This is a genomic window from Natrialba aegyptia DSM 13077, assembly GCF_000337535.1.
Classification (GTDB): Archaea; Halobacteriota; Halobacteria; order Halobacteriales; family Natrialbaceae; genus Natrialba; species Natrialba aegyptia.
Window position 1 is genome coordinate 61479 of record NZ_AOIP01000017.1, and the last position, 18474, is coordinate 79952.

18 protein-coding genes are annotated in these 18474 nt (G+C 61.2%); 7 read left to right on the top strand and 11 right to left on the bottom strand.

Annotated features, from left to right (window positions below; genetic code table 11):
- Nucleotides 1-118: 118 nt before the first annotated feature.
- Entirely contained in the window at nucleotides 119-799 is a 681-nt protein-coding gene (locus tag C480_RS08640) for a class I SAM-dependent methyltransferase (RefSeq protein WP_006665227.1), read from the bottom strand.
- Between the two features lie 339 nt (nucleotides 800-1138).
- Between C480_RS08640 and C480_RS08645 the strand changes: the two genes are divergently transcribed.
- Complete coding sequence (locus C480_RS08645; protein WP_006110821.1) at nucleotides 1139-1717, top strand: DUF7090 family protein; 579 nt, start codon at nucleotides 1139-1141, stop codon at nucleotides 1715-1717.
- Nucleotides 1718-1782: 65 nt separating this feature from the next.
- Here C480_RS08645 and C480_RS08650 read toward each other — a convergent pair whose 3' ends face one another.
- From C480_RS08650 to C480_RS08670, 5 genes are all read right to left on the bottom strand, one after another.
- Nucleotides 1783-2571, bottom strand: a complete 789-nt coding sequence (locus tag C480_RS08650; protein WP_006665228.1) for a DUF7089 family protein — start codon at nucleotides 2569-2571, stop codon at nucleotides 1783-1785.
- The gene (locus tag C480_RS24910) at nucleotides 2571-2660 is read right to left on the bottom strand and encodes a hypothetical protein (RefSeq protein ID WP_006665229.1); all 90 of its coding nucleotides are present in this window, start codon (nucleotides 2658-2660) and stop codon (nucleotides 2571-2573) included. Before C480_RS24910 ends, C480_RS08650 begins: the two co-directional genes overlap by 1 nt.
- A 160-nt stretch (nucleotides 2661-2820) precedes the next feature.
- Nucleotides 2821-3927, bottom strand: a complete 1107-nt coding sequence (locus tag C480_RS24760) for an OapC/ArvC family zinc-ribbon domain-containing protein (protein ID WP_083873359.1) — start codon at nucleotides 3925-3927, stop codon at nucleotides 2821-2823.
- A 6-nt stretch (nucleotides 3928-3933) separates the two neighbouring features.
- On the bottom strand, nucleotides 3934-4341 hold the full coding sequence (locus C480_RS08665; protein ID WP_006110825.1) for a DUF2073 domain-containing protein: 408 nt from the start codon (nucleotides 4339-4341) through the stop codon (nucleotides 3934-3936).
- A 6-nt stretch (nucleotides 4342-4347) separates the two neighbouring features.
- Entirely contained in the window at nucleotides 4348-4986 is a 639-nt protein-coding gene (locus C480_RS08670) for an Era-like GTP-binding protein (protein WP_006665232.1), read from the bottom strand.
- A 1137-nt stretch (nucleotides 4987-6123) separates the two neighbouring features.
- Between C480_RS08670 and C480_RS08675 the strand changes: the two genes are divergently transcribed.
- Together C480_RS08675 and C480_RS08680 are read left to right on the top strand one after the other, a co-directional pair.
- Nucleotides 6124-8082, top strand: a complete 1959-nt coding sequence (locus C480_RS08675; RefSeq protein ID WP_006665233.1) for a Cdc6/Cdc18 family protein — start codon at nucleotides 6124-6126, stop codon at nucleotides 8080-8082.
- An 87-nt stretch (nucleotides 8083-8169) separates the two neighbouring features.
- Complete coding sequence (locus tag C480_RS08680) at nucleotides 8170-8733, top strand: twin-arginine translocation signal domain-containing protein (protein ID WP_006665234.1); 564 nt, start codon at nucleotides 8170-8172, stop codon at nucleotides 8731-8733.
- Nucleotides 8734-8816: 83 nt separating this feature from the next.
- Here the strand turns inward: C480_RS08680 and C480_RS08685 are convergent, their stop codons facing one another.
- A complete protein-coding gene (locus C480_RS08685) occupies nucleotides 8817-9914 on the bottom strand; it encodes a S24/S26 family peptidase (protein WP_006665235.1) in 1098 nt (365 codons plus the stop codon).
- A gap of 131 nt (nucleotides 9915-10045) precedes the next feature.
- Here C480_RS08685 and C480_RS08690 point away from each other — a divergent pair, with 131 nt between their 5' ends.
- On the top strand, nucleotides 10046-11632 hold the full coding sequence (locus C480_RS08690; protein WP_006665236.1) for a DNA-directed DNA polymerase II small subunit: 1587 nt from the start codon (nucleotides 10046-10048) through the stop codon (nucleotides 11630-11632).
- 163 nt (nucleotides 11633-11795) lie between these two features.
- On the opposite strand, the gene C480_RS08695 is transcribed toward C480_RS08690, so the two are convergent.
- Nucleotides 11796-12410, bottom strand: coding sequence for a TetR/AcrR family transcriptional regulator (locus C480_RS08695; RefSeq protein WP_006665237.1), 615 nt, complete (start codon nucleotides 12408-12410; stop codon nucleotides 11796-11798).
- A 163-nt stretch (nucleotides 12411-12573) separates the two neighbouring features.
- Entirely contained in the window at nucleotides 12574-13017 is a 444-nt protein-coding gene (locus tag C480_RS08700; RefSeq protein ID WP_006665238.1) for a hypothetical protein, read from the bottom strand.
- A 226-nt stretch (nucleotides 13018-13243) separates the two neighbouring features.
- On the opposite strand from C480_RS08700, the gene C480_RS08705 reads away from it, so the two are divergent.
- Together C480_RS08705 and C480_RS08710 are read left to right on the top strand one after the other, a co-directional pair.
- Nucleotides 13244-14422 (top strand): aspartate kinase, encoded by a 1179-nt coding sequence (locus C480_RS08705; protein WP_006665239.1) that lies wholly within the window; start codon nucleotides 13244-13246, stop codon nucleotides 14420-14422.
- Between the two features lie 221 nt (nucleotides 14423-14643).
- Nucleotides 14644-15990 (top strand): tryptophanase, encoded by a 1347-nt coding sequence (locus tag C480_RS08710; protein ID WP_006665240.1) that lies wholly within the window; start codon nucleotides 14644-14646, stop codon nucleotides 15988-15990.
- A 99-nt stretch (nucleotides 15991-16089) separates the two neighbouring features.
- On the opposite strand, the gene C480_RS08715 is transcribed toward C480_RS08710, so the two are convergent.
- Nucleotides 16090-16458: a hypothetical protein gene (locus tag C480_RS08715; RefSeq protein WP_049903482.1), complete on the bottom strand. Its 369-nt coding sequence runs from the start codon at nucleotides 16456-16458 to the stop codon at nucleotides 16090-16092.
- Between the two features lie 62 nt (nucleotides 16459-16520).
- Nucleotides 16521-17615 carry a thiamine ABC transporter substrate-binding protein gene (locus tag C480_RS08720; protein ID WP_006665242.1) on the bottom strand — a complete coding sequence of 365 codons (1095 nt, stop codon included), beginning with the start codon at nucleotides 17613-17615 and terminating at the stop codon, nucleotides 16521-16523.
- A gap of 118 nt (nucleotides 17616-17733) precedes the next feature.
- Here C480_RS08720 and C480_RS08725 point away from each other — a divergent pair, with 118 nt between their 5' ends.
- Entirely contained in the window at nucleotides 17734-18465 is a 732-nt protein-coding gene (locus C480_RS08725) for a DUF5518 domain-containing protein (RefSeq protein WP_006665243.1), read from the top strand.
- The last annotated feature ends 9 nt before the right edge of the window (nucleotides 18466-18474 follow it).

Consider the following 18474-nt stretch of genomic DNA (forward strand, 5'->3'; position numbering starts at 1 on the left):
TAGACGTGTGTTTCAGCTGGAAAGAAACGGATAGTAGACGGTACGACACCATCGATAGAGCGGGTTCGAGTCGAAACAGAGGGGGAACGACGATCAGCGAATGGGACTATCGACGACCTTACGGGGCGACGCCGACGGTAAGCAGCGTCCCGAACTCGCGATAACGTTCGACCATCTCCTCGCGGGTATCCCAGTTCTGCGTCGGGAATTCGGCCTCGGCAGGGATCGTGATCTCGCGGTCGGGAATGGTGTCCTGCTCGGCGACGTAGAGCCCCGACTCCCGGAAGGCATCGCGGTACTGCTCGCGGTCCCAGCGGGTCATCTCGATCGAGATTTTCTCCTGCCACTGGTGAGAGTGGACGTTTTCCTCGTAGTAGTTGACGGCACAGTAGAAGGTTCCACCAGGACGAAGCACACGAGCGATCTCCGCGAGCGTTTCGCGCGGATCTGCGGCGTAGTAAAACGCCTCCATGGACCAGACGTGATCAATCGTGTTCTCGCCGAACGGAAGCGAGCCGAAGTCACCGACGAGGTAAGAAACCTGCTCGTCGTCCGTATAGCCCGCCGCATTATGCGCCATCTCGGGCGACCCATCGAGTCCATAAATTCGACCCGCATCCTTGGTATCTCGAAGCGCCCGGCCCGCATAGCCGCTCCCACAACCCAGATCGAGCACCGTATCACCGGGTTCGACCGGAATGCGGGCGAGTGCGTGCTTTGCCGTATGCCAGTGGCGCTCTTCCATTCCTCGATCGCGACCGCTCGTAGCCCAGTCGTCGAACTCCTCGCGTACGCTCATGTCCGTTCTACGTCGCTCCGTGTGCAAAACGAGTTCGGCTTGCACCGACAGCCGAAACTGATGACCGGCGTGTCACAATTGCCGTGTGCTCTTACAGCGACAGATTCTTTAGGGTAGCCTAAAAATATACGCGTGGAGAGAAACAGGCCGGCCGAACTACCGTGGGCATCGGTGGTGGCCGTCACTGACGGCGCGACTCTCCGAATAGCGATCTTTTAGCGAGTATCCGGAAACGCACGACAGCAAGAACAGTATGCGGTGACTCGACGGAGAAGCCGATGGCGGCGAGTTCCATCGATCCGCACTATTAAGTCGATCCCGAAAGTTGTTCACGCCAGTATGGATTACACGCTCGAGATCGAGGAGACACCCACCACGGTACCGGGTGGGACAGGCATTCTCTTGCTCCATCCAAGTACCGGCGAAACCGACCGCATCGACACCGATTTTCTCAAAACCGATACGGATCATTTCCTCGTCGTCTCCACTCGAACGACTGCCCGCGAGGCCAAACAGAAACTCGAGTACTACGATGTCGACGAAGACCGCGCCGAAATCCTCGACACCCTCAGCATCGAACACGGCTATTCGCGCCGCCAGAGCGACAGCGTCCACTACGTCGCTGCCCCCGACGATGTCGACGGCATCGTCGACCACATCGACGGCTTTCTCGACGCCCACGACGGCAAACTCAGAATAAGCTTCGACTCCGTCACCGAACTCGCCTACTACGCCGGCGACGAAGAGGCACTCGACGCCGTCGACCGCATCCTCGAACTCCTCGCAGCGTACGACGCCGTCGGTCTCTTTCACGTCTCCGAAGACCCCCACGATCCCGAACTCGTCGAGCGATTCCGGGAACGCTTCGATGGCGTGATCGACCTCGACGAGGACGGAAGCATCGACGTCGATTTCTGACGACGACCGCGGTGAGTTCCCGAAACGCACACGTATTTCTCCACCCGAAACTCGGGGCGTCGTTCTCACTCCGCAAGCGCATCGAACGTCTTCTCCGCCCACCTGATCGCGTACTCGGGTCCGTGGTGACGATACGCATCCGTATCGAGCGCCCCGAACGGTGCGGGTAACTCGATTGCGTGTTTGATCGCCGCACACGCGAGTTCAGTCGCGTCCGCAAAATCCGTGTCACCGCGTGCGACCGCCCGCGACAATTCCCCAACGCGGTCTTCGAGTCTCGTTCCCGCATCCTGCCAAGAATCGCCGAGAGCCGCGCGGTCGGTCCGGTCGTGCCACGTCGCGAACGTCTCGCGCGTCTGCAGTCCCAGCCAGCCGTCGTACAGCGCCGCAGCGATCTGGTAGGTGCTGTTGGGCCCGCGCTCGACCGCCCGGTCGAGATCCACGTACCGCTCCTCGAAGAACCCGAGGAAGTGTTCGGGCGTCTCGAGTCCCAGTTCGACGAACGCCTCCGCGAGCAGGAACTCGATGAACGGCTCCGGAGACCCCTCGACGCGCGGTTTGACGAGCACGATCGGCGGATCGGTCTGGCGCGTCCAGACGACGCTGCCGTCGCCCGGCATCCCGATCGTCAGATCCGAACTCGCGTAGCGAGCGAGCAGCGTCGGGGCATCCGCGGGGAGCCACGCGTCGGGATAGCTCACCGGGTCGAGTCCGTCGACGAGGAGGCCGAGGTCCTCCGCCTGCGCGGGCGGCAGCGTCTCGAAGTCACGCTCACAGTCAATAACGAGTGCGCCCGGAGCGTGTTCGTCCCGAACGGCCTCGACCGGGGATGAAAGGTCGCGGGTCTCGAACATCAGGCGAAGACGCTCTGGAAGACCAGCAGGATCGACAGCAGCGCCGATACAGCGACCGTTGCGACGACAACCTTGGTTGCAGTGCTCATGGTCCGAACCTGTCGCCCGTCTCGCTTAAATCCATCTGTCCCGGCCGAACGGCATTCGGTCTTCGGTCTGCGGCACGCGGTCTTTAGTCCGCGATTCACGGCTACAGGATCACAACTACAGGATCACAACCACAGGATCACAACCACAGGAGAAACAGCCTCACTCGCCCTCATCGCGCCACGAATCCGGAACGTCGATTACGTATCGACCGTCCTCCTGCAGCGAAATGATGTACTCTTCCCGGTTATACAGCTCCATTAGATTGAGCTCGTACTGCCCGGGCTGGACGATCTTGATACTCTCGAACTGCTTGTTGAGTTCTTCCCGTAGTTCCTCCATCGACGGGGTCTCCCCCGTCGGTTCGCTGACGACACGCCCGTGGTCCGGTGACCCTTCGGCAGCCGCCTGTGCATTGCCGGAAGGCGAATCTGTCGGAGGAGCCGAACCCGGACCCGATGCCGGTGGCGATGTCGGATCGCTGGGAGAAGACGAGTCCGATTCGGACGACACTGTCGACCCGGTCGGCAACTCGTCCGTCGGAACCACCTCGCTCCTGGCGTCCGACTGCGCCGTATTCTCGCTGTCCGCCATCGTCATCCGACTCGGACTCGCACTCGAATCCGGACCTGCACTCGAAGCCGAACCCGAACTCGTCTCCGAGTCTGCAGGCGCGGCCGAACGCGGCTCCACATCCGAGCTCGGACTCGAATTCGAACCCGAACTCGAATTTGAACTCGATTCCGATACATTACCGTGCCCGCCCTCCGGACTCGTCGATCGGTCTTCAGGACGGCGAGCAGTATCGGGCCACTCCTCGAACGATCCGAGTTCACCCGACTCCGCTTCCTCCGCCGTCTCCGCCGACGAGTCACCAGCTGAACTCGTATCTGCAGCCGCTGTTTCCGCTGTCTCGGAAGAGGAAGGAGACGAAGAGGAGGATCCGGTAGATCGCCACGCCGACGACTCGTCGACCGACGCATCCGCTTCGTCTCTCGAAACCCAATCGCGGACGGTTTCTGCGGCGCGAGAGGTCATTCCGCTGGAATCGGATTCTGATTCCATCCCTGATTTCGACTCCGATCCCGTCTTCACAGAGTCGGATGGCTGCTCCGCCGCCGAGTTCCGGCCGGCGCTCGAATCCGCGGACCCCATCGCCGACGACGGCGTAAACTGAAACTTGTTCCCGTTGCAGTCGGGACAACCCGAGAGCATCTCCTTGGAGCCATCGGGAAACGTCCGACCGCAGTTCGTGCATTCGTGTGGCATGAGTTTCTAATCACGGGAGACGAGCGCGCTGATCAGCGTTTCGTCCTTGTGTAGGGTCTCGATCTGGTTTGCCGGGCCGATTACCGTCAACTTCGTCTCCGACTCGTTGTTACCCATGATCCGGCCGAGCAACGACGAATCGCGCGTCTCCGATTTCGGATACGTCTCGATCTCGATCCCGTTGAACTCGTCCGGACTGATTTCCGACATCGTCACCTCGATGAGACGGCTCTCCTCGTCGGGCGTCAACCCTTCTTCTAAGATAACGATGTTGCCATCGTGAACGCCATCGAGGATCATCCGAATCTTCTCCATCGTCGCCATGTTGTCCATTCGCTCGCCGCTGATGAGATCGATCTGGACACCGTCAGAGTCCGGGGAATCCGAGTCGTCCGCGTTAGTAGCCTCTGGCATAGGCGATCACCCGAAGTACTCCGCGATAGAGTCGTACACTTCGTCCATGTTGTCGCCTTCCTTTGCCGACAGCGGGATCGTCTTGTGCTGTGGGAAGGCGTCTTCGATGCGTTTGATGCTCGAGTCGTCGAGATCGATCTTGTTCGCGAAGATGAGCACCGGCAGATCGCGAGATTCGATGATGCCGATCAACATTGTGTTGACCTGCGTGATCGGATCCTCCGCGCTATCGAGAACGTAGACGACGCCGTCGACGTCCTCTCGAAGCCAATGCATCGCCTCGGCGACGCCTTCGGTCGCCTCTCGCGAACGGCGGATGGCATCGTCTTCTTCCATCTCGTCCGTAAACTCCTCGTAATCGACCTTCGTCGTCACACCGGGCGTGTCGACGATATCGATCGTTACCGTCTTGCCGTCGCGTTCGATCTCGACGTTCTCTTTCCTGCGCGCGCGCCGCGTTTCGTGTGGAACGTGGCTTTCGGTCCCGATTGCATCGCCAGTCCAGTCGCGGGCGATTCGATTCGCGAGCGTCGTCTTTCCAGCGTTCGGCGGACCATAGATACCGATTCGTTTGGGTTCCTGTTCGGAGAACAGGCGGTCCGTAACCCGAGAGATACTATCTTTGAGTTCTGTGAACAGTCCCATCTGTAGGGCCCTCCAGCACCGCGGGGTGCATCTGCGCGTACTACTGACTGAACTCACTTAAGCCTACGTCAAACGTATTGAGATTCAGACAACACAGAACGGATATCGATCATGTTCGACATTGATGATCCGTGAGACCGATCGGCGAGCTCCGATGAAAAACGACCCTTCGGGCAAACCGGTCAGTCAAAGCATGACACTAGACCACGTGGTATTATCTACTATCCACCCATGCTCGATACATCATTACGAGTTCAAATCTGCGTCCGGCGGTAGTGAGAAGAGTGAACATGATAGTGCATGAATGAGGAACATTCCATTATAGAACATTATATGCTTCTCCCTCCCCCACCCCTCCGTTTCAACTGGAGAGTTCCGAGAGAAGACGGCGATCTCGATGGCTGAGAGAGAAGAGAGGCCTCCGTTTCACCTCGAACGATGGTCTGAGCCGGTCTTCGTCCAGAATAGCCGGAAATCGACTATTCTAGTAACAGAGAAAGTTCTCTAGTAGAGTAGATTGGTAGAGAACAGCAGTCTAGTCACATCTAGTAATATTCTTAGATATCCTAGTAAGATATACTCAACTGCTAGTGGTACGGACCGTATTTCTCACCCACCGGCATAAATCCCTGCCCTCTAGATAACCCCCTCCCCCACCCCTCCCGTTGTAACAGTTCCACCTGAAACGAAGGGGTGGGGGGCATCGATCCAAACGACAACTCACAATTCACGGTTCGACGCTGTCCGACTCATCGCTTCCATACTCACCATCACACTACTGGCAATGACATCCACCGACAACGCATGATCTTCGGCGAACCAGTTACAACCTCCCCGTTCGACCGACTCCCGTCCCGAGTACGGTCGGACTCGAGTTCAGTCGGAGTTCACCGGCCGATTGGAAGCGACACGCCGAGCCGAACGACTCTGCACCCGGTCCAGCCTTTGGACTCATCACCATCCGTGAACTGAAGGGAAGAATTTAATATCACGCTCTTCCTCTGTTTCGTTTGCATCAACTGGATCCGAATCGCGTTACTGAAACAGTAGACTAGCCGCTCTGGCTCGTCTATCCTACGAAATCTTCGCTGTCGGGTTCGGATCTGCACCCGAAACGAGGGGGTACGTGTACGACGAATGTCAGACGACGAAATGGACCGAACGAGTTCGGAGACAGCTACAGAGCGGAATGGAACCGAGAACGGCGAGTCCGCATCCAATCCGGGTTCCCGTGCCGATATCGATACCGATACCGTCGATGCCGCGTCTGAGGCCGACGCTGATCCCGATCCTGCTTCCGCTGTTGCCCCGGACCGGCACGAGAGTCCGGGAGCAGATGGCGACCGCTCAGACGCTGGATCCGAGCACGGTCAACGCTCACCGTCTGCGGATGCACAACCACGCACGCAGGCACAATCACAGTCACAACCATCGCCACAGTCACAACCGGATACCACCGAATCCGATCGAACGCACGGATTTTCTAACTTGCCCGACACCGAACTCGGAGGCGGCGGAGACGAGGACGATTCGAACCAAGGGCTGTTCGACGATCTACTGAGTGGCGAACCCATCTTTGAGAACAAAGAGGTTCTGCGGCCGTCCTATACGCCCCACGAACTCCCGCATCGAAGCGACCAGATCAACAAGATGGCGACGATTCTGGTCGCCGCACTTCGCGGGGAAACGCCGTCAAACATCCTCATCTACGGCAAGACCGGAACCGGCAAGACCGCAAGCGCGAAATTCGTCAGCAAAGAACTCGAGAGCACATCCCAGAAGTACAGCGTGCCATGTGATGTCGAGTACATCAACTGCGAGGTAACCGACACGCAGTATCGAGTTCTCGCCCAACTTGCGAACAAGTTCATCGAAAAGAACAAAGCTCGGATCGACGACCGGATCGAGTCACTCGATGCGTTGCGCGATCGTATCGAGACGTACGAGAACGGTGAACAGACCTCTATTTCAAATCGAACCGATTCTTCTGAAGGAGCCTCTCCAAGTGGAGATTCTGGATCACGTCCAGTTGAAGGAACGGGGTACGATTCGACGAATGATCCGGCGACGGATTCGGTTGCTGGATCGCCCTCCACAGCGGACGATTCCCAGCCTCAGTCGACCGCCCACCCCCTCGATAGCACCGAATTCGACTCGATCGACGCGGTCGAAACACGGATCGACTCCCTGGAAGCGGACAAGGAATCCTTCGAAGAGGTTCCGATGACTGGCTGGCCGACAGACCGCGTCTACAGCGTCTTTTTCGACGCTGTCGACTACGACGAACGGGTCGTCGTCATCATGCTAGACGAGATCGACAAACTCGTCGAGAAAAGCGGCGACGATACCCTGTATAACCTCTCGCGGATGAACTCCGAACTCGAGAACTCGCGCGTTTCGATCATCGGCATCTCGAACGACCTCAAGTTCACGGACTTTCTCGATCCGCGCGTCAAATCCTCGCTCGGTGAGGAAGAGATCGTCTTCCCGCCGTACGACGCAAATCAGTTGCGCGATATCCTCCAGCACCGCTCCGAAGTCGCGTTCAAGGATAATGCGCTCTCTTCGGACGTGATTCCACTGTGTGCCGCCTTCGCCGCCCAGGAACACGGGGATGCCCGCCGCGCCCTCGACTTGCTCCGGACCGCCGGTGAACTCGCAGAGCGCGCCCAGGCGGAGACGGTCGTCGAAGAACACGTCCGCAAGGCCCAGGACAAGATCGAACTCGACCGCGTCGTCGAGGTCGTGCGCACGCTGCCGACACAGAGCAAACTCGTCCTCTTTGCGATCATCCTGCTCGAGAAAAACGGCGTTCACAGCATCAACACGGGCGAGGTGTTCAACATCTACAAGCGCCTCTGCGAGGAGATCGACGCCGACGTGCTCACCCAACGGCGGGTGACCGATCTCATCAGCGAACTCGACATGCTCGGTATCGTCAATGCCGTCGTCGTCTCGAAGGGTCGATACGGGCGGACGAAGGAGATCAGCCTCTCAGTGCCGATCGACGAGACGGAAGCCGTCTTGCTCTCGGATTCGCGTTTGAGCGATATCGACGACATTCAGCCGTTCGTTCAGGCGCGGTTCGAGAACTGACGTTCCTGCGGTGGGTCAGCAATTGGCGCTTCTTGTGCGGGCGGAACTGTCGAAGCATAGATACCGCTGGACTCGCTTCGACAGCATATGCAACGACGAACGGTACTTTCGATGGCCGGTGCGGCCGGTGGGATGCTCGCGCTGAGCGGTTGCCTCTCGAATGGCGGACTGTTCGGATCGAACGATCGAATCAATAAGAACGGCGAAATCGCCATCACGGTCGACGGCGAGTCGTTCGAGACGAAATCACAGTTCCAGTCCGAAAACGTCGACAACGAGTCCGCCGCCTTCCACCTCCACGAATCGAACGGCCGCTGGTACATGGAGGGCGAGGAACCGGTGACGGTTGCGGAAGGGATCGACTTGCTCCCCTCCTTCGAGTTCGAAATGGCGTCGGGAACGCCCGTGATGACGATCGACGGCACGGAGTACGATGCGAGCGAGCCGGGAACGGAAATTTCGTTCAGACTCGACGGAGAGGAGATCGATCCGACAGAGCACGAACCTGTAGACGGGGAGGAAATCAGTGTCGAGATCACGACCGAGTCCGAGACCGAGACGGCGGACGATGATGCGGCAGATGAAACGAATGCGGCGGACGAGACTGGCGCTGCGAACGAAACGGAATCTACGTCGGACGGAGAGAACTGAAAAGTAAAGTGGACGGTCGACGTATCGTCGCCGCGGAAGAACGGATCGAACCGCAGTCGGTAACGGGGTGTGTTGCCGTCGTTTTACGATCGATACCGACCCGCCACAGCGACGAGGCCGGCGCTTGCCCCGACTCCCGCGCCGGTCACCGCCTCGACGCTAGCGAGACCGAACGGTGCGACGCCGGGAACCGACGGTGCGAGCATGCCGCCGAAGAAGCTATCGAAGAAAAGGCGAATGTGGCCGAGTAACGGAATCCGGTACATCGCTTTTCCGGTGACCCAGTCTGGGTGAACGATGGTCGTCCTGGCACCGCCTTCGTACTGGTCGTATCCGTTATTGTTGTCTCCCTTCGTCACGAATCCGTCGTGTGGGGCCGGACAGGTGCGGACCTGATTACAGGTCACATCGCCGACGATGTCCTCGTCCGCCTTCGTCTCGATCCAGTTTTCGTCCTCTTCGACCCAGAAGTGGGCGCGGTGGATCACCGGCGTCTGCCGTGAATCGCCGTTCGGGAGGAAGACGATGACATCACCGGAGCCACCGAACTTGTCGTATCCGCTCTCCTGTGCATTTTCGCGCGTGACTATCCCAGTCCCGTCGATGGGATTGTCGCCGACGAACCGGTTGTCGTCGACGACGAACACGAGATCGCCACGCTGCATATTCGGCTCCATACTTCCACTCTCAACGGCGACCAGCGGCGGCCAGATACCACTGACAGCAAACAGGAGCAATCCGACCGCCGCGACGATCGCAACGCTGCTCAATACGTCTCTGACGACGACGACACTGCCGTCGTCCGACCGCAGGAACCAGCGGATAAGTCCGTCGTCCTCGATCGTGACTCTACTCCCATCACCGTCACTATCTCTATCAGTGGTTCCCCCGTTCGATCCGGTTCGTGCGCCCGAGCGAGCGCTCGTGTGCCCGTCCTCGGTCTCGGTCTCCGTCTCAGTTTCAGTCCCGGTCGCTGAACTCGTCTCGGCCGAGTTCACCGCCGGACCTGTCGGTTGATCGCGGTCGTGCTCGCGCTCGTTATCGCCGGTCGTGTGTGCGGGGGGGCCGGGAGTGTCAGAGCGGTCAGTTGGCCCACGGTCGTCGGTATCGTCCCACGCGGAGCCATCACCACTGCGGTCACCACCATCGTCATCGGTACCACCCGAATCAGGGCCGCTCATCGTCCCTGGTTTTGCCGGGGTTCGCAATCAACCTTCTGCTCGTGGCCCCCGGACCGTCCGAACTCGAACGCGTCGCCGGGGGCGATAACTGATCCGCTACCCTTTTCTCTCCGGTCACGAATACGAATCGTGTGCCACTCGAGGGGGCAGCCAGGATCGTCAGCGAACTCACGAGCCGCGGGTACAACGCCGAGCGAGAGGCCGTCACGAAGATCGCGTCGGCGGAGAATCCGCCCGCGGTGCTCGACCGCGTCGTCGACGAACTGCCGGCAGACGCGCTCGTCGTTCGAACCACCCACGTCGATGCGGTCCTGACGGCCGCGACGCATCCCTCGACGGCGACCGATCCGGATCGTCCGTCCGAACCGCTCGACTCGAAACAGGGGGCCGCTCGGAACGGAACACCACCCTCCGCTTCAACTGGAGTAGAGACAGCCAATACGCACGATTCTGCAGGCGATTCTCCAGTCGAAACAGGGGGGTCTCACATCGAGCGCGAGGTCGACCTCTCGAAGCGGTCGCTCGAAATCGCCGGTGACATGACCGGCCAGAGCACGGGGACCGGCGCGTACGAGGATTTCGTGTCCGTCTTTCGGGATCGACTCGACCGACTCGGCGGCAAGCTCCGCGGCCGGGTCAACCACCGCCCCGCGACGGCCATCCAGAGCATGCCGGGCGGGAGCGAGGCCGGGATGGTCGGGCTGGTCAACGACATCCGCTCGACCGCGAGCGGCCACTGGCTGATCGAACTCGAAGACGCGACGGGGACCTTCCCGTGGCTCGTGATGAAAGACCGCGAGTTCGCCGATCTGGTCGATCAGTTGCTCTGCGACGAGGTGCTGGCGATGGAGGGAACGCTCTCGGACGACGCGGGAATCGCGTTCGTCGATTCGCTGTACTTCCCCGACGTGCCCCGCACGCACGAGCCGTCGACGGCCGATCGCCACGTCCAGGCGGCGTTGATCAGCGACGTTCACGTCGGCAGCCAGGAGTTCATGGCCGACGCCTGGAACGCCTTCGCCGACTGGCTGCATACGGAGCAGGCCCAGCACGTCGAGTACCTGTTACTTGCGGGCGACATGGTCGAAGGGGTCGGGGTCTATCCGGACCAGGACGACGAACTCGATATCGTCGACATCTACGAGCAGTACGAGGCGTTCAACGAGCACCTAAAGCGGGTGCCCGGGGATCTGGATATCGTGATGATTCCGGGCAACCACGACGCGGTTCGGCTGGCGGAACCGCAGCCGGGCTTCGATGAGACGCTCCGGGACATCATGTCCGCACACGATCCGCAGATCGTGAGCAATCCGTCGATGGTGACGGTTGAGGGCGTCTCGGTCCTGATGTATCACGGCGTCTCGCTGGACGAGGTAATCGCCGAACTTCCGGAGGAGAAAGCGAGTTACGAGGACCCGCACAAGGCGATGTACCAGTTACTCAAGAAACGCCACGTCGCGCCGCAGTTCGGGGGCCATACGAGACTCGCCCCCGAGGAGAAAGATTACCTCGTCATGGACGAGGTACCCGACATCTTCCACACCGGTCACGTCCACAAACTCGGTTTCGGGAAGTATCACAACGTGCTCGCGATCAACTCGGGCTGTTGGCAGGCTCAGACCGAGTTCCAGAAGAGCGTCAACATCGATCCCGACTCCGGCTACGCGCCGATCGTCGACCTCGATACGCTCGACGTGACGGTTCAGAAGTTCAGCTGATCCGCTCGTTGCGTTCTTTGCATCGTTTGCGTTCTTTGCATCGTTCGCGTTCTTTGCATCGTTCGCGTTCTTTGTGTCGTTCACATCCGTCTCGTCGTTCGCGTCGGTTCTGGGTTCCGTCGGGTGACAGCAGTGACCGTCGCATTCCCGGCGTCAACCGCAGTTACGGCTCTTCTTCGACGACCAACTGCGTTCGGATGTATTCGGAGAGTTCGTCTCGCGCGGCACGAACCGGTTCGTCGCTCCCCGTCGTGACGCGCTGCATTTGTGCGCCGTTGATCGTCGCAACGACGAACGCGGCAGTTCGTTCCGGATCGACCGGCCGGAAGACACCGCTGTCGATGCCGTCGCGAACGATGTCGGCGAGGTGCGCACGGAAGAAGTCGTCCGTATCGGCGAACTGCGTGCGGAAGGCGTCGTCGTACGGTGCCTGTCCGCGAAGGGCGGTGAGCGCGCCGAGGAAGTCGGCGTGGTTCGAGTCGAAACTTTCGAGGGAGTACTCGACGATCGTCCGCAACTGCTCGCGGGCGTCGTCGAAGCCGTCGGTCGGCACGTCAGCTTTGAACCGCTCGAGGAGGAACTCGAGGAAGGCGACGAGCAATTCGTCCTTGCCGTCGTAGTGTTGGTAGATGAGCGATTTGCTCTTCGGGAACTCGTCGCCGATACGCTGGATCGTCAGGTCCGAATAGCCGTGTTTCTGGAGCGCATCGTAGGTCGCTTTCATCATTTCGGTGCGCGTCTCGTCGGGTGACGATTCGAACGGATCGGGTGCGCCCATATGAATGAATATTCATTAACCATCTATATACTTTGCCACTTCGGCTACCCGTGAGCGAGACGAACCCGATCGATACAACCCGCATCGAACTAACGGACGCTGGCGGGACGGCGGGCGGTCTGTCGTCCGCGGCTTCGCTCACGCGCGGGAGTTCGTGGCACCCCTACGGTTCGAGTCGAAACCGTACCGTCGGCGAGCCGTCGAACTGCGGTCCCCGACCCTGTTTCTTGAAGCCGAGTTCTTCGGCGGCGGTCTCGATCGAGTTCGTCTCAGGGGCGACGAGCACTTCGACGGCCATCGACTCGCCCTCGGCGAATCGGACGGGTTCCGCGAGGAGGCGTTTGCAGGCGTCGCTCGTCCCGTCGAGTTGCGTGACGTGGACGGTGTTCTCGCGCGCGTCGAAGCTGATGAATCCGAGCAGGTCCTCGGGATTGGAGCCGCTGTACTGTGACTCTGAACTCGAGATGTCGGCGTTCGGGTCGCGGCTGCTGTCTTCTGCGACGCGGACAGTGCGGTCGTGGACGAGATTCTGCATCACGTCTGTCGGGGAGTCGGCGATTGCCGCCAGCGCGTCCGCGTCGGCTTCGAGTGCATCCCGTACGTTCATCAGTGTGTGGTAATGGCATGCACAAATATAAATCCAAGCCGCGACGCGGTCCGGTACTAGAACGATCGAAAATGGAGGTTTTCGGCGACCACAGGGCGATAGAACACCGGAAAAATACGTGAAAGGGGACACAGTTATCTGCCCGCTCTGGTAACGGGGGGAGTATGAGCCACGCCACCAGTATTCGCTCGCAGCCGCGTGTCGAGAACGAGGATGAGGTGTCGGTATGCGCGTTGTAGCCAAGTTCGGCGGGACGAGTTTGGGAAGCGGCGATCGCATCAATCGCGCTGCAGACTCGGTCGCCGCCGCCGTCGAGGACGGCCATGAAATCGCCGTCGTCGCGAGCGCGATGGGATCGACGACCGACGAATTGCTAGACGAGATTTCCTTCGAGACCGATGAGGCAGACCGCGCCCAGATCGTCAGTATGGGCGAGCGGACCTCCGTTCGCATGCTCAAAGCCGCGCTTTCGGCCCGCGATATCGACGCCAAATTCTTAGAGCCCGGCAGTGACGGTTGGCCCGTCGTCACGGACGAGTACGGCGAGGTGGACGTGCCGGAGACTCGCCGGCGCGCGCGGACCGTTGCCGAGGGAATGGACGGGACGGTCCCGGTCATCACCGGCTTCCTCGCCGAAGGACCCGACGGATCGATTACGACGCTCGGCCGCGGGGGCAGCGACACCACTGCCGTCATGATGGGCAAGTACATGGACGCCGACGAGGTCGTCATCGTCACCGACGTCGAAGGCGTCATGACCGGCGATCCGCGGGTCGTCGAAGGCGCGCGAAACGTCGGCGAAATCTCCGTCGACGAACTGCGCAACCTCTCGTTCCGCGGGGCCGAAGTCGTCGCCCCTTCCGCGCTGTCGTACAAGGAAGGCGGCCTCGACGTTCGTGTCGTCCACTACCAACACGGCGATCTCCTCTCGGGCGGCACGAGCATCGAAGGCGAGTTCGAAAATCTCGTCGACCTGCGCGAGCGCCCTCTGGCCTGCCTAACCGTCGCCGGCCGCGCAATCCGCAACGAGCCGGGCATCTTCCATCACCTCTCGGCCGCACTCAGCGAGAGCGACGTCAACATTGACGCCGTCGCCAGCGGCATGGACACCGTCACGTTTTACATCGACGAGTCGGAGGCTGAACGCGCCGAGAACATTCTCCACCGCGAGGTCATCGCCCGGGACGAACTCTCGAGCGTGACCGTCGACTCGCCCGTGGCCGTCGTCCGCGTCACCGGCGGCGAACTGCCCAACCAGCCGGGGATCGTCAGCGAGATCGTCACCCCGCTCGCCGATGAACGGATCTTCCTGCAGGATGTTATCACGAGCGCGACCAGCGTCGCCCTCTTCGTCGACTGGGACGACCGCGAGAAGACCCTCGAGCTGACGCAAGACCTTTTCTAACGCGCTCGGTTCTTCGGTCGACCTGCCCTCACGTTCTCCCTACAGTTCAGTCCGCTCTTTACCGTTCGGCTATCCATACCTCCCCGCAGCCGCGCCGAATCCGATCTGCGAACCCGTGCACCACTGTCCTGACCTGTCCCCTGACTGCCGTCTCGCACCGTCGGCATCCAGGTCCCGTCAATCGATTTGATCACAATCGCGGCCGTGATACGGAGATAGTTATGGTCGCATACAAATCGAAAATGGTCGAACGGATTCGACTTCCCGCACGGAACCAGCGCGAACGCAATCTCGAAGCCGCCGGCTACAATCTCTTCAATCTCTCCTCGGACGACGTCTTCGTCGATCTGCTCACCGACAGCGGTACCGGTGCCATGAGCGACGCCCAATGGGCCGCGCTGATCCGCGGCGACGAATCCTACGCCGGCTCTCGGAGCTTCGCCGAACTCGAAGATGCAGTCATGGACGTGATGGGCTTTTCGAACGTCGTCCCAACCCATCAAGGCCGAGGCGCGGAGAACGTCCTCTACGGAACGCTCCTCTCGGACGGCGACGTTGCACTCAACAACACCCACTTCGACACGACCCGCGCGCACGTCTCGAACCAGGGCGCTGACCCGGTCGATTGCCCCGTTGCCGTCGCTCACGATCCGGACTCTGAGGAACCGTTCAAGGGAAACTTCTCGCTCGAGCGCGCCCGTGCAGTCGTCGACGAGGTCGGTGTCGATCAGATCCCCCTCGTCATCCAGACCATCACGAACAACTCCGCTGCGGGCCAGGCCGTCAGCGTCGAAAACACCCGCCGAGTTCGCGAGTTCGCGAACGAAATCGACGCGACGTTCGTCATCGACGCCTGCCGGTTCGCAGAGAACGCCTACTTCGTCCGCCAGCGCGAGGATGAGTTCAGCGAGGCGACCATCGCGGATATCGCCCGCGAGCAACTCGGCTACGCCGACGCGCTCGTGATGAGCGGGAAGAAAGACGGCCTGGTGAACGCCGGCGGCTTCGTCGCGACGGACGACGACGCGCTGTTCGACCGCTGTAAGCAGCGCGCGATCCTCTACGAGGGCTTTCCGACGTACGGCGGCATGGCCGGCCGGGACGTCGCCGCCATGGCCGTCGGTCTCCGCGAGGCCGTCGATGAGGCCTATCTCGAGGACCGCATCGAGCAGGTCCGCGAGTTCGGCGCGCGACTCGCGGCGGCCGGCCTCCCGGTGTACACGCCGACCAGCGGGCACGCCGTCTACCTCGATGCCGGCGCTCTGTTCCCGCATCTCGATCCAGAGGAATTCCCCGGCCAGGCCCTCGTTTGTGAACTCTACCGGGAAGGCGGCGTTCGCGGCGTCGAACTCGGCAGTTTCGCGTTCCCGGACACCGATCGCCCCGAACTGGTTCGCCTCGCCGTCCCGCGTCGAACCTACCACCGCGAGCACTTCGAGCACGTCGTCGAGACCGCCGAAACCGTCCTCGAAAAGCGCGAGACGGTCACCGGACTCGAACTCGCGAGCGATCCCGCGATGCCCGAGATCAGACACTTCACGGCTGAACTCGAGCCGCGCTCGTCGTAGCGACGCCGTTCCCGCACGGCGTACATTCGTCTGCGGGTAGTCGCGATGTCGAGTCTCGAGTCTTATATATCGAGGAGAGTCTCCGCAAGATCGAGACCGCTATCGATTCGGCAAGAGCCCCCGCGCTCGGTCGCGGACGGTCGGCTCCGGTTCCGACTGCGAGCGCCGGAACCCGCGTTTCGCAGCCGTTCGAACCGCCTCTTTCGCCGCTGCTGATTCCGCAGCGTCGAGCGCCCAGTCGGGAACCTGCGACTCGATTTCCGATCGTTTCTCCGCTTTTAGCTGACTGTATTTCCGGAGTGCGAGACCGATACCGATGAACAGGCCGGCATCGGTGAGTTCCTGTCGAAATCGATTCCTGTCGTCACGGACCGCGATCGCCTTGACCAGCGAGATCACGCCGATCACGAGGTAGAGCTTCGATGTCCGTGACGGATCGCCGCTGAGTATCCGTTGTGCGATAGCCATGCGCAACGTCGTACCACACTCGTCGTCATAAAACTGCACCGAGTTCTCACGCACGCGAGAAGTCACTCAGGGAACTCGTTCGCCCACTCTCCAAGCCAGCCGTCGAGTTCACCGCGCAGGTCGTCGTACCCGAGCGTTACCGTTTCCGGCGGTTCCCGTGCGTACCTGGGGAATCGATCGTCGAGATCGACGAACTCGGGTTCGACGGCCGGGAACTGGACGTTTCGGGTCGCGAGTTCGGCCTGGGCTGCCGACGAGAGCAGGAGATCGACGAACTCGTAGGCGAGATCGGTTCGCGCGGCCTCCGCGAAGAGGGCGACGCCTTCGGTCTGTCGGTAGCCCGCCCCGTTCAGTGGGGCAATCCGATGGCGTCGCAGGTCCCTGTCGGCGGCGCTGGCGGCGACGCGGTCGGTCGAGTAGGAGACGACTAACGGCCGGTCACCGTCGAGATAGCTGTCCCGGTAGGCCTCGGTCCAGTGCTCGCAGAGCCGAACGCCATTGTCACGAAGGTCGCGCCAGTACGCCGTGAAGTCAGACCCGAACTCGGCGACGGTCCACAGCAGAAAGGCCCGACCCGGATCGGACGTTCGCGGATCCTGGGCCAACAGCGCGTCTCGGAACCGGCCTGCGAGCAGGTCGTCGAACGTCTCCGGCGGCCGTTCGAGTTCGATGGCGTCGTAGACGAGCGTGATGTAACCGGTGTCGACCGGGAGCGCTCTGTCGCGCGGCTCCGCGAACTCGAGAGCGTCCCGCACGCGGTCCGCGTAGTCGAGTCGGCTTCGATCGAGGGACGCGAACAGCCGCGTTTCGTCGTCGAGTGCAGCATCGACCAGCGCGAGTTCGGCTGCGGTGAGCCCGAGAACCACGTCAGCGCCGACATCGGCACCGAGCTGGGCTCGCCGGATGTACTGGTCGATGCCCGATTCTGGAACGTGCCACTCGACTTCTTCGCTGAACTCGTCCGCGACGGTTTCTCGAAGCCACTCGCCGGCGGGCGTCGGGCCCGTTGCCATCGAGGAGTAGGTGACGACCCGGAGCGGTCCCTCGTCCACGGCCGGGTCGTCGGTTTCGCCGTTGCGGGTGAGACAGCCGGCGAGGCCAGCGAGGCCGGCAACTGCTCCGCCGCCGACGCCGCGGACGAAGACCCGTCGGTTCATCAGTGTCCCCCTATGACGGGTGGGGTTAAGGACCTGTCCCGATTCGGAACGGTCTCGCTCGGCGGTATCGACTCTTTCGACCACCGACACTTTTCTCGTTGCCCGTCGTCCGTACGGTATGGTTAGTGGTCGAACCGTCATCCACGCGTTCATCGGTGCCGTTGCCGCCGTGATCCTCTCGTTCGTTCCCGTCTCGACCGTACTCGGGGGTGCGATCGCCGGGTTTCTCGAGGGGCCGGACACTCGAGACGGGGCGATCGCCGGCGCGCTCGCGGGTGCCATCACGTTCGTTCCGTTCGCCGGGATCGCACTCTTCGTCCTGGGATTCATCGGACTCGGGATCGGCGCTGCCGTTCCGGCCGAAGGCTTCGCGATCGTGTTTTTCGCTTTCGCGATGATCTCGATGGTCGTCCTGCTCTATACCGTCGGCTTCTCGTTACTCGGCGGGATGCTCGGCTCGTACCTCGCACGCGAATACCCCGAGAAACGAGCGCGCACGCACCGGACGATCGGCACGGACCGCCGTGATCGCCGACGCCACGATCGACACTCGCGCCGCTCACGGAACGCACACGCTCGTTCTGACTCACGGCACGAAGCCGAGACCTCGCGGTCTCGCCCCGACGATGCTGGCGAGTTCACCCGCGCCCAGCCTCGCTCTCGGTCCCAGTCTCGGTCCGAAGAGCCACGCGAGCACCGCTCGGACGCGGAGCGAACGCGAACTCGTAACCGGTCAGAATCTGACGTTCGCTGGCACGAATCCCGTGATGAGGACTCCGAATCCGAACCCGAACCCGAATCCGACTCGCGCTCCGACGGTGACGAAACCCGTGATTCTGAACTCGAGTGACCGCTCGAT